Genomic DNA, 10,030 nt, shown 5'->3' with positions numbered 1-10,030 from the left:
GTAAAAGCCAGGGTGGGCTCTCTCGCTTTCTTGCGGTGTCAATTCGGGCGCTTTCGCCAGCACCGCTGGCTCCTGCTGTGGGGGCGGTATCTGTAGCAGCCGGCCTTGCCGGTGAAGGGCGCGAAACGGTTCCTAAGTAGGCTATCGCAGCCTTGCGTGACTGGCTAAGCTCAGGTCTTTGAAATTCCCGCAGAGGTCTTACCCATGCCCCAACAATGGCCGGCCGCCGCCATCGCCCGGATGATTCTCGATGGCTTCGACAGCTACCGTGAGCACTTTCGCCAGATCACCGACGGGGCACGCCAACGCTTCGAGCTCGCGCAATGGCAGCAGATCCAGACGGCCTCGGCGGCACGTATCAATCTCTACGAGGAAAAGGTCAGCGAGGTCAGCGGCTGGCTGGCCGGCGCTTTCGAGCCCGAGGTTCTGCTGGATGCGACGTTCTGGCCGCTGGTCAAGAGCGCCTACATCAGCCTGATCGACCCGCGCCTGGACGATGAGCTTTCCGAAACCTGGTACAACTCGATCTTCTGCAGCCTGTTCAGCCATGACCTGATCAGCGACGGCTGCATGTTCATCCATACCACGCGCCCGGCACTGCGCGCCCATGAGCGCGCCGCGCAGACCCGCACCTACCGCCCCCAGGGCGGGCTGGGCGAGATGCTCGCGCAGGTCTTCGCCGACTACGCCTTCGCGGTGCCCTTCGCCGACCTGCCTGGCGACCTGGCGCGCCTGGAGGCGCAGTTGCGCGAGAACCTGCCCGATTGGGTGTGCAAGGACCCGCAACTGCAGGTGGAGCTGTTTTCCTCGGTGCTCTATCGCAACAAGGGGGCCTACCTGGTGGGCCGGCTGTTCACCCACGATGAACAGTGGCCGCTGGTGATTCCGCTGCTGCACCACGAAGGCCACGGCATCGAAATCGATGCGCTGATCACCGATGAAGCCGATGTGTCGATCATCTTCTCGTTCACTCGCTCGTACTTCATGGTCGATGTGCCGGTGCCGGCCGAGTTCGTGGGCTTTCTCAAGCGCATCCTGCCGGGCAAGCACATCGCCGAGCTGTACACCTCCATCGGTTTCTACAAGCACGGCAAGTCCGAGTTCTACCGGGCGCTGATCAACCACCTGGCCAGTACCGACGACCGCTTCATCATGGCCCCCGGTGTGCGCGGCATGGTCATGAGCGTGTTCACCCTGCCGGGCTTCAACACCGTGTTCAAGATCATCAAGGACCGCTTCTCGCCGTCCAAGAGTGTCGACCGCGCCACGGTCATCGAGAAGTACCGCCTGGTAAAGAGCGTCGACCGCGTGGGGCGTATGGCCGATACCCAGGAGTTCGCCGACTTTCGTTTCCCGCTGGGCAAGTTCGAGCCTGAGTGCCTGGCCGAGCTGCTGGAAGTGGCGCCGTCGACCGTGGTGGTGGAGGGCGACACGGTGCTTATCCGCCACTGCTGGACCGAGCGGCGCATGACCCCGCTGAACCTGTACCTGGAAAACGCCAACGAGGCCCAGGTGCGCGAGGCGCTGGAGGACTACGGGCTGGCGATCAAGCAACTGGCGGCGGCGAACATCTTCCCCGGCGACATGCTGCTGAAGAACTTTGGCGTTACCCGGCATGGGCGGGTGGTGTTCTATGACTACGACGAGATCTGCTTTCTGACCGAAGCCAACTTCCGCTATATCCCGCCGCCGCGGTTCCCCGAGGACGAGATGGCCAGCGAGCCGTGGTACTCGATCGGGCCGCTGGACGTGTTCCCCGAGGAGTTCCCGCCGTTCCTGTTTGCCGACATCGGTCAGCGGCGGCTGTTCAGCCAGTTGCATGGCGAGTTGTATGACGCCGATTACTGGAAGGGGCTGCAGGCGGCGATACGGGAGGGGAAGGTGATCGATGTGTTCCCGTACCGGCGCAAGTGCCGGGAGAACTGAGCAGCTTCGCCGGCCTTGCCGGCGAATCGGTTCAGGATTGCAGGCACTTGAGCTTGCTGAAGTCCTGCTGCACCTTGGCCAGCCTGCCCTGCAGGTGCTGACGTTGCTGCTCGCTGCTCTGCGCCATCAGGTCCACCAGCAGGCTGCGCGCCTCCTGTTCGGTACGCTGGTAGGCCATGCGGTACTCCGGCGTCCACAGGCTTTCGCGCTGCTTGAGCAGTTGTTCCAGCCTTGGTTCGAATGCCTCGCTGCGCCGTTGCTCCATCGCCGCACTGAACTGCGCCTGCCAGTGTGCGCGGTTGGCGATCCACTGACGGTTCTGTTCGCCCAACGCCTGTGACCACTGCGCCACGCGCAGGCGCTGCTGCGGGTTCAGTTCGCCCAGCCATGGCGTCAGGCGTTTTTCCATGCGCTGCTGGCGCTGCTCGATCTGCCTGGCCAGCGGCGTCTTCACGTACTTGGCCTCGCGCTCGCGAATGTCTTCGGCAAACGCCTCGCGCATGTCGCTGACCTGTTCGTCGTCCATGCCGCGCAGCAGCTGCGTGGCCGACGGCATGATCTGGTCGGCCACCTCGGCGATGGCCTGCTTGGCCTGCTCGGTGCGCAGCCTTAGCTGCGCGTCGGTGACCTCGTTGTGCGCGACCATCTGTCGAATATCGCCCAGCCATGTCAGATAGCCCGGCAGCTGTGTACGACAATGCCATGCCAGGTGCGCCTTGAGTCGTTCGTCCAGCCAGCCTTTCTGCTGGCGATTCATGCTCAGGTAGTCGCTCAGCGACCAGGGCACCAGTACATCGAGGTTGCGGTAGGCGAGGTCCATGCGGTTGCAGCCGACCAGCAGCAGCGTCGACAGCACCAGCAGCGAAAGGCAGCGAAACAACGTGGACAGGCAGGCATCCATGGGTGCATATCCTTGCAGGGGCGTGCTTGTGTTTATAGAACAACGGCGCGCCTGGCGGTTCCCGTAGCGTGTAGAATGCCAGCCTCGCAACGAGGATTTCAGCAAATGGCTTTAGTTGGGCGTTACAACACTTTGCAAGTGGTCAAGCACACGGATTTCGGTCTGTACCTGGACGGCGGGGCGGACGGCGAGATCCTGCTGCCCAACCGTTACATCCCCAAGGACACGCCCACCGAGGTCGAGGACTGGCTCAACGTCTTCGTCTACCTCGACAGCGAAGACAAGCTGATCGCCACCACCGAGAAGACCAAACTGCAGGTGGGCGAGTTCGCCAGCCTCAAGGTGGTGGAAATCAACAGCATCGGCATCTTCCTCGACTGGGGCCTGCCCAAGGACCTGTTGATGCCGTACTCCGAAGAAAAACGCCAGATGAAGGCGGGCGAGTACTGCGTGGTGCATGCCTACCTCGACAAGCGCACCCGGCGCATCACCGCCACCGCGCGCCTGGACCGCTACCTCGACAAGCTGCCGGCCAACTACAGCGTGGGCCAGGAAGTCGACCTGCTGGTGGTCGAGGAAACCCCGATGGGGTTCAAGGCCATCATCAACAACAAGCACTGGGGCCTGATCCACAAGAACGAAGTGTTCAAGTTCTTGCGTTCGGGCAAGCAGGAGAAGGGCTACATCAAGGAGCTGCGCAGCGACGGCAAGATCGCCCTGAGCCTGCAGCCGGTCGGCCAGGCCCTGGCCAGCACGCTGAACGACAAGATCCTCGACAAGCTCAAGGCCGCCAACGGCGTGCTGCCGGTCAGCGACAAGAGCGACCCGCAGGTGATCAGCGACCTGTTCGGGGTGAGCAAGGGCAACTTCAAGAAAGCGATCGGCGCCCTGTACAAGGACGGGCGCATCGTGATTCACGCCGACCGCATCGAACTGGTCTGATCAGGCCTGCACGAAGGCGGCAAAACTCAGGTTTTCGCCGCCCGGACGCAAGTCCTGCAGCAGCGAGTCGCGGTCGGCGCTCAGCGCCAGGCTGATGGTCGAGCGACGCTTGCCCGGCTTGCGTACTTCCATCTTCTCCAGGTGCGCACGCAGGAAGTTGACCGGCACCTTGAGGTGCTGCAACTGGTCGGTCTCCGGGGTGTAGAGCAGCAGGTTGACCCAGTCGGCCACGCTCTTGGGCAGCACCAGCTTCACCGGCACATCGAACCACCACAGGCTGCGCTTGGTATCGAGCACGGCAAACAGGGTGTTGTCGCTGTTGAGCACAGGGCGTTCCAGCGCCTGGTTGCGACGGGCGATGGCGGTGGGTTTGTCGAGTTTCATGCAGGTTCCTACGGGTGACGCTTGAAAGGTCGGCCATTGTGCTGGGATTGCGCTGAAAACTAAAGCGGGGCCTGCTGACAGGGCCGACCATTCGCAGACAATCCCTGCCGACGAATGGCCACCCCGCGCTCCTCAGCGCGCCAGCGCCTTGCTCAACTCCGAGGTGGCCCCGTCGGTCCGGGTGACCGTCGCGGTGAACGCCTGCAGCCCATCTGCTTGCGGCAATACATACTCGAACTGCGCCTGACCCTTGGCATCCGTCGCCACCATCACTTCGCCCAGATACTGCTCCGCTTCACTGGCCTTTGAGTCAGCATTGCCGAACACCTCCACCCGCAACAGGCTGTCGGGCTCGCCACTCACCTGGCCCAGCAAGCGGTCACCTTTGACTGCCATGAGCAACGGGGCCGCCTGATCGTGATTGGGTACCGGCTGGCAACCCTGCGGTGCGGCCTTGTCGGTACAGATGATCGCCCGGTTGGTGCCCGACGGGTCGACACCGATGCCACGCGAGCCCACATAGATCGCATGCTCCAGCGCCGGCACCGAAAACACGATGGCACCGGTGCGCTGATCGGGCACGCACGAACCACCCGCTTCGCAGCGCCGGATATCCTGGCTGTTGTTCCAGATGCGGTTGGCGGTCAGGCGGTTGCTGGTGGAGGTCGGCTCCGGGCGCAGCGCCACGCCGATGCGGTTGCCGTGGATCAGGTTGCCATCGAGGATGTTGCCCGCACCGCTGACGCTCACGCCAATGGAGTTGCCGGTAAAGGTGTTGGCCCCCAGGTAATTGCGCTGGCCCCAGTTGATCTGCAGACCGTCGGAATAGTCCTCGAAGCGGTTGCGCACCACCGTGTTGTCATTGCCCCACAGGATCTCGATGCCCTGGGAGGGCTCCGCGTTGGCCGGGGTGGAGCGAAACAGGTTGTCGGCCACCAGGTTGAACGCCGCGCCGCGGGTCAGCTCCAGGCCGTCGCCGTTGTCCACCAGCTGGTTGCGCAGCACCTTGTTGTTCACCGTGGTGGTGGCGGTCGAATTGCCCTGGCCGTCGTCGCCGGTCAGCATGATGCCGGCGCCACCTTTGTTGGCGGTGATACGGTTGTCCTGGATGACGTTGTGGCTGGCGCGGTTGACCAGGATGCCGATGCAGAAATTACGCACATCCAGGCCGGAAATCTCCACGCCCTGGGTATCGCGTATCACCAGCCCCGGGCCGGTGGTGGTGCGCACATTGGTGCCGAACTGTCCGGGCACGGCGCCAGGGCATGCGCGCGTGCCGTTGCCGACGATATAGGCCGAACCGTCGATGGCGATGTACTCGCCGCTGCGCTTCCAGGCCGCACCTTCGAGGCTTACCGGGCCGAGAATCGGCGGCAGGGCCGAAGCGGGCTTGATCACGTAGGGCGGCTGGCCGACCGGGCGGATCTCGATCCGGTAGGTGCCGGGCGCCTGGTTGTTGCGCTCGATGGCCCAGCGCAGGCTGCCGGGCTGCTCGTCGTCGGCATAGCGATCGACCACCAGGGTGGTCAGGGCGGCGGGCTGTACGGCAGGTGCTGCGTGCACGGCATGGGCAGGTACGGCCAGCAGCAGGGCTGCCAGCAAGGGGGAGATACGCATGGGTAGTGATCGCTGTGTCTGTTGTTTTTATCGCGCCCGGGCTGCAGGGCGCTGGTGCCCGATTCTAGGCAAAGCCGACAGCCCCTGGCGCAGGCCAGGCACGATTGGGTGCGATATTCGCCCGCTGTTTATCCATTGTGGGAATACACACCGCCCAAAAATATTTGAAACTCTCGCAGAAGCGGGCGGGTCCACTGACTGTCGACACTGACAGCTATCTGTTCCCCTTCAGGAGAAATGCCATGAGCAGCACTTCGGACAAAGCAAAAGGCTTGGCCAACGAAGCGGTAGGCAACATCAAGCAAGGCGTGGGCAAGGTGACCGATAACGATAAACTGCGCGCCGAGGGCAAGGCCCAGGAAGTCAAGGGCGAAACCCAGCAGGCAGTGGGCAAGGCCAAGGATGCGGTCAAGGATGCTGTGAAAAAGCCCTGACCGGCTGCGCGTGTAGCCGATAACGGCCATCTTCGGGTGGCCGTTCTGCTGTCTGTGGCAATCAATCGTAACCTCACAGACGTGGTCTACTAGACTACCGTCAGGTAAAACACCCCCCAACGCTTGGATTACTGCCTATGACAGTGGAGCGGCGAAAGGAGACGCTATGATTTTCCCCAACTTGCACGGCCTGCCGTTGCATCGTGTTCTGGTGCGCACGGTAAGCGAGTTTCTCGATGACGAGATGTCCACCTATGCGTCGGCCCTGGCCTACCAGATGCTGTTTTCGCTGTTCCCCTTCCTGCTGTTCCTGATCGCCCTGATCGGGTTTCTGCATTTGCCCGACTTCTTCACCTGGCTGCGCCTGCAGTCGGAACTGGTGTTGCCGCCCCAGGCGCTGGAGCAGGTCAACCCGGTGATCGACCAGTTGCAGCAATCCAAGGGCGGGCTGCTCTCGGTAGGTATCGTGATCGCCCTGTGGACCGCGTCGGCGGGCGTGCGCCTGATGATGAGCGCGATGAACGCCGCCTATGACGTGGTGGAAGGGCGCCCGGTGTGGAAGCGCATCCCGCTGTCGGTGCTGTATACCGTCGGAATCGCCGGCATGCTGCTGGCCGCCGCCGCCTTGATGGTGCTGGGCCCGCAGGTGATGGAATGGATCGCCTCGCAGGTAGGCATGCAGGAGTTCATCGTCACGCTGTGGACCATCCTGCGCTGGCCGGCCATCATCATCCTGATGATGGTGGCGGTGGCATTGATCTATTATGTGATGCCCGATGTGGAGCAGGAATTTCGCTTCATCACCCCCGGCTCGGTACTGGCGGTGGTGGTGTGGATCATCGCGTCGCTGGGGTTTGGCTACTACGTCAAGACGTTTGCCGACTACAACGCGATGTACGGCAGCATCGGTGCGATCATCGTGCTGTTGCTGTACTTCTATATTTCTGCCGCAGTATTGCTGCTGGGGGCGGAGATGAATGCGGTGATCGAGCACATGTCGGCCGAAGGCAAGGACCCTGGCGAGAAGGAAATGCCCGACGACGATGCGCCGGAACATGATAAAAAGCATGTTTCCGGGCTGGGGCGCGATCACTCCATCCCGTCCGATTCCGCGCCTGAACCCGTGAGCCGAGCCCCGCATGATTCGTGACATCCTGAAGATGGGCGACGAGCGCCTGTTGCGCGTTGCACCGCCCGTACCGGCCCGCCTGTTCGGCACTGCCGAGCTGGAGCAGCTGATTGCCGACATGTTCGACACCATGCAGCACGTGGGCGGCGTGGGGCTGGCGGCGCCGCAGATCGGGGTCGACCTGCAACTGGTGATCTTCGGCTTCGAGCGTAGCGAGCGCTACCCGGATGCCGAGCCCGTGCCGCAGACCATTCTGCTCAACCCGGTGATCACCCCGGTGGGCACCGAGGTCGAGGATGGCTGGGAGGGCTGCCTGTCGGTGCCCGGCCTGCGCGGCGTGGTCAGCCGCTACCGGCACATTCGCTACTGCGGGGTCGACCCGCAGGGCCAGCCCATCGAGCGCTCGGCAGAGGGTTTTCATGCGCGGGTGGTGCAGCACGAATGCGATCACCTGATCGGTCGCCTGTACCCCTCGCGCATTCATGACTTCAGCAAGTTCGGTTATACCGAGGTGCTGTTCCCGGGGCTGGACCCGGCCAGCGACGACTGATCCCGCGCCAACGCGATCAACGATTTGCTGCGCTGATAGCGCGCCAGACGCTCATTGAGCTGCAGCGGCAGTGCGCCGGCAGGGCTGAACCCCAGTGGCTGGTAGAAGGCCAGCAGGTCCGGGTGGCAGAACAGCCACACCGTGCCCGGCTTGCCGGCGCAGGCATGCTCGATCAGTTGTCGTGCAATGCGCCGGCCGCGCCAGGCGGGTGCCACCAGCAAGCCGGTCAGCCAGAACCCCTCGGGTACCGCGCTCATGTTCACTGCGGCGACAAGCTCACCCGCACGCGCCACCCAGGCCTCGCCCTTGGCACTGGCACGCATGGCCGTACCTTCGGCGCGATAGAATTTGTTCAGCAAAGGGCGCTCGGCAGCGCTTAGCAGGCTGTAGCGTATTTCACTCACGGCGGTTTCCAGCAAGGGCTCTGGCACGGGCTTTTACACGGGCTTGGGTAGGCTGTCGAGGGCTTGCCGTGCGGTTATTGTTACCGAGGCGGTAACAGTGAATGTCCGGCTTCGGGCTTCAACCACCTTCGCAACCTTATAAACTTGACCCATCCCAGCAACTAGAAGCGTAACGGGATCGGTACTTCGTGTTATGTCCATTCGTTGATATGACAACTTCTCCGCGCCAACTCGGCTGATGAAGTCAAACACTTCGTTTGATTGCTTTGCAGGCCTAATACCATGAAAACCTTACTTGCACTTGTATTGGTGGGTGTCTCTTCGTTCGCCCTGGCGGACGAGGTCAAGACCGCTGCTGCGCAGCCGGTGGTCGAGCAATATGACTATTCGACCAACCTGGACATCGCCCGGGTGATCAGCCTCTCGACCCTGCCCAATGTCTGCGAAGTGGTGCCGGCCACCATGACCTATGAAGACCATCAGGGCCAGCGCCACACCATCGAATACCGCGCCATGGGCGATGGCTGCAGCCAGGGCTGATCATTACAGGTCACTGGGCTGTTGTTCCCGGGCCAGGAGCGCCTGCTTGCGCTCCACGCCCCAGCGGTAGCCGGACAGGTTGCCATCACTGCGTACGACCCGATGACAGGGCACTGCCACCGCCAGGCTGTTGGCGGCGCACGCCTGGGCCACCGCCCTGACTGCCCTGGGCGCGCCAATGCGCTGGGCGATCTCGGCGTAGCTGGCGGTGCTGCCTGCCGGGATGCTGCGCAACGCCTGCCACACCCGCTCCTGGAAGGCCGTGCCGCGCAGGTCCAGCGGCAGGTCCAGGCCCAGGGCGGGCGCTTCTATGAACCCCACCACCTTGGCCACCCACTGCTCGAATTCGGCGTCGGCGCCAATCAGTTCGGCCTTGGGAAACTTGTCCTGCAGGTCGTGCAGCAACGCCTCGGGGTCGTCGCCCAGCAGGATGGCGCACACCCCGCGCTCGCTTTGGGCCACCAACAGCGCGCCGAGTGAGCACTGGGCAATGGCAAAGCGGATCGAGGCATTGGCGCCGCCCGCGCGATAGGCGGCCGGGGTCATGCCCAACCGGGCGTTGCTGTCTTCGTAGAAACGGCTGTTGGAGTTGTAGCCAGCCTTGTACAGGGCGTCGGTGATCGAGCCCGGCTGCTCAAGCTGCCGGCGTACCTTGTGCGCGCGTCTGGCATTGGCGTAGGCCTTGGGGGTGAGGCCGGTCGCGGCCTTGAACACCCGGTGGAAGTGATACGGGCTCATGCCGACATGGGCGGCCACTTGCTTGAGGCTGGGCTCGACCTCGGCCGTTTCGATCAGCTGGCAGGCCCGGGTGACCTGGGTGGCATGCTGCTCGGCCAGTTGGCGCGGGTCGGCGGCGTAGTGCCGGCTGGGGCGATAGCCGGCGGCCTCGGCCTGGGCGGCAGTGTCGAAGAACTCGACGTTCTCCGGGCGCGGCAACCGTGACGGGCTGGAGGCGCGGCAGTAGACCCCGGTGGTGCGAACCCCATAGACGAAATCATCATCCGCCGCGGCGTCGCGGGCCAGCACGGCTTGCCAGCGTGGGTCGTTGACATCGATCGAAGGTGTGCGGGGCATGGCGAGTGGCTCTTGGCTGAGGGCGATTTGGTGAGGGTAGGTGGTGCCGTGTGGGGCGGCACTCCGGGTCTTGCGGTGGAATTCGCCCGGATTTCAGCCGGTGGCGGGTACGCGCCACAGGTACCAGGC

11 protein-coding genes are annotated in these 10,030 nt (G+C 63.4%); 6 read left to right on the top strand and 5 right to left on the bottom strand.

Annotated elements, in window-relative coordinates:
• Positions 1 to 204: 204 nt before the first annotated feature.
• Positions 205 to 1,926, top strand: a complete 1,722-nt coding sequence (gene aceK / locus JZZ72_RS27025) for a bifunctional isocitrate dehydrogenase kinase/phosphatase (protein WP_043864182.1) — start codon at positions 205 to 207, stop codon at positions 1,924 to 1,926.
• Between the two features lie 31 nt (positions 1,927 to 1,957).
• Here the strand turns inward: aceK and JZZ72_RS27020 are convergent, their stop codons facing one another.
• A complete protein-coding gene (locus tag JZZ72_RS27020) occupies positions 1,958 to 2,827 on the bottom strand; it encodes a DUF6279 family lipoprotein (RefSeq protein WP_088514499.1) in 870 nt (289 codons plus the stop codon).
• A gap of 105 nt (positions 2,828 to 2,932) precedes the next feature.
• On the opposite strand from JZZ72_RS27020, the gene JZZ72_RS27015 reads away from it, so the two are divergent.
• Positions 2,933 to 3,769: a CvfB family protein gene (locus JZZ72_RS27015; protein ID WP_043864180.1), complete on the top strand. Its 837-nt coding sequence runs from the start codon at positions 2,933 to 2,935 to the stop codon at positions 3,767 to 3,769.
• Here JZZ72_RS27015 and JZZ72_RS27010 read toward each other — a convergent pair whose 3' ends face one another.
• Both JZZ72_RS27010 and JZZ72_RS27005 read right to left on the bottom strand, forming a co-directional pair.
• A complete protein-coding gene (locus tag JZZ72_RS27010) occupies positions 3,770 to 4,153 on the bottom strand; it encodes a hypothetical protein (RefSeq protein WP_210015454.1) in 384 nt (127 codons plus the stop codon).
• 132 nt (positions 4,154 to 4,285) lie between these two features.
• The gene (locus JZZ72_RS27005) at positions 4,286 to 5,770 is read right to left on the bottom strand and encodes a right-handed parallel beta-helix repeat-containing protein (RefSeq protein ID WP_210015453.1); all 1,485 of its coding nucleotides are present in this window, start codon (positions 5,768 to 5,770) and stop codon (positions 4,286 to 4,288) included.
• Between the two features lie 242 nt (positions 5,771 to 6,012).
• Here JZZ72_RS27005 and JZZ72_RS27000 point away from each other — a divergent pair, with 242 nt between their 5' ends.
• The 3 genes from JZZ72_RS27000 (at position 6,013) to def (ending at position 7,883) form a co-directional block, all read left to right on the top strand.
• Positions 6,013 to 6,204 (top strand): CsbD family protein, encoded by a 192-nt coding sequence (locus JZZ72_RS27000; protein ID WP_043864177.1) that lies wholly within the window; start codon positions 6,013 to 6,015, stop codon positions 6,202 to 6,204.
• Positions 6,205 to 6,370: 166 nt separating this feature from the next.
• A complete protein-coding gene (locus JZZ72_RS26995; RefSeq protein ID WP_043864176.1) occupies positions 6,371 to 7,354 on the top strand; it encodes a YihY/virulence factor BrkB family protein in 984 nt (327 codons plus the stop codon).
• Complete coding sequence (def, locus tag JZZ72_RS26990; protein WP_210015452.1) at positions 7,344 to 7,883, top strand: peptide deformylase; 540 nt, start codon at positions 7,344 to 7,346, stop codon at positions 7,881 to 7,883. Before JZZ72_RS26995 ends, def begins: the two co-directional genes overlap by 11 nt.
• Here the strand turns inward: def and JZZ72_RS26985 are convergent.
• Entirely contained in the window at positions 7,835 to 8,287 is a 453-nt protein-coding gene (locus JZZ72_RS26985) for a GNAT family N-acetyltransferase (RefSeq protein ID WP_043864174.1), read from the bottom strand. The two genes, def and JZZ72_RS26985, sit on opposite strands and share 49 nt — an antisense overlap.
• A gap of 282 nt (positions 8,288 to 8,569) precedes the next feature.
• Between JZZ72_RS26985 and JZZ72_RS26980 the strand changes: the two genes are divergently transcribed.
• Positions 8,570 to 8,827 carry a DUF2790 domain-containing protein gene (locus JZZ72_RS26980; RefSeq protein WP_043864173.1) on the top strand — a complete coding sequence of 86 codons (258 nt, stop codon included), beginning with the start codon at positions 8,570 to 8,572 and terminating at the stop codon, positions 8,825 to 8,827.
• Positions 8,828 to 8,830: 3 nt separating this feature from the next.
• Here JZZ72_RS26980 and ada read toward each other — a convergent pair whose 3' ends face one another.
• The gene (gene ada / locus JZZ72_RS26975; RefSeq protein ID WP_043864172.1) at positions 8,831 to 9,901 is read right to left on the bottom strand and encodes a bifunctional DNA-binding transcriptional regulator/O6-methylguanine-DNA methyltransferase Ada; all 1,071 of its coding nucleotides are present in this window, start codon (positions 9,899 to 9,901) and stop codon (positions 8,831 to 8,833) included.
• Positions 9,902 to 10,030: the final 129 nt, after the last annotated feature.

The organism is Pseudomonas palmensis (assembly GCF_017848315.1).
Classification (GTDB): Bacteria; Pseudomonadota; Gammaproteobacteria; order Pseudomonadales; family Pseudomonadaceae; genus Aquipseudomonas; species Aquipseudomonas palmensis.
Note: the sequence above shows the minus strand (reverse complement) of the source record. Positions and strands in the feature narration are given on the sequence as shown.

Bases quoted from the DNA above. Each gene is read 5' to 3' on its own strand.
- JZZ72_RS26995 (WP_043864176.1), top strand. From the start codon at position 6,371: ATGATTTTCCCCAACTTGCACGGCCTGCCGTTGCATCGTGTTCTGGTG.
- def (WP_210015452.1), top strand. From the start codon at position 7,344: ATGATTCGTGACATCCTGAAGATGGGCGACGAGCGCCTGTTGCGCGTT.
- JZZ72_RS27005 (WP_210015453.1), bottom strand. From the start codon at position 5,770: ATGCGTATCTCCCCCTTGCTGGCAGCCCTGCTGCTGGCCGTACCTGCC.
- JZZ72_RS27020 (WP_088514499.1), bottom strand. From the start codon at position 2,827: ATGGATGCCTGCCTGTCCACGTTGTTTCGCTGCCTTTCGCTGCTGGTG.
- aceK (WP_043864182.1), top strand. From the start codon at position 205: ATGCCCCAACAATGGCCGGCCGCCGCCATCGCCCGGATGATTCTCGAT.
- JZZ72_RS27015 (WP_043864180.1), top strand. From the start codon at position 2,933: ATGGCTTTAGTTGGGCGTTACAACACTTTGCAAGTGGTCAAGCACACG.
- JZZ72_RS27000 (WP_043864177.1), top strand. From the start codon at position 6,013: ATGAGCAGCACTTCGGACAAAGCAAAAGGCTTGGCCAACGAAGCGGTA.
- JZZ72_RS26980 (WP_043864173.1), top strand. From the start codon at position 8,570: ATGAAAACCTTACTTGCACTTGTATTGGTGGGTGTCTCTTCGTTCGCC.
- ada (WP_043864172.1), bottom strand. From the start codon at position 9,901: ATGCCCCGCACACCTTCGATCGATGTCAACGACCCACGCTGGCAAGCC.
- JZZ72_RS27010 (WP_210015454.1), bottom strand. From the start codon at position 4,153: ATGAAACTCGACAAACCCACCGCCATCGCCCGTCGCAACCAGGCGCTG.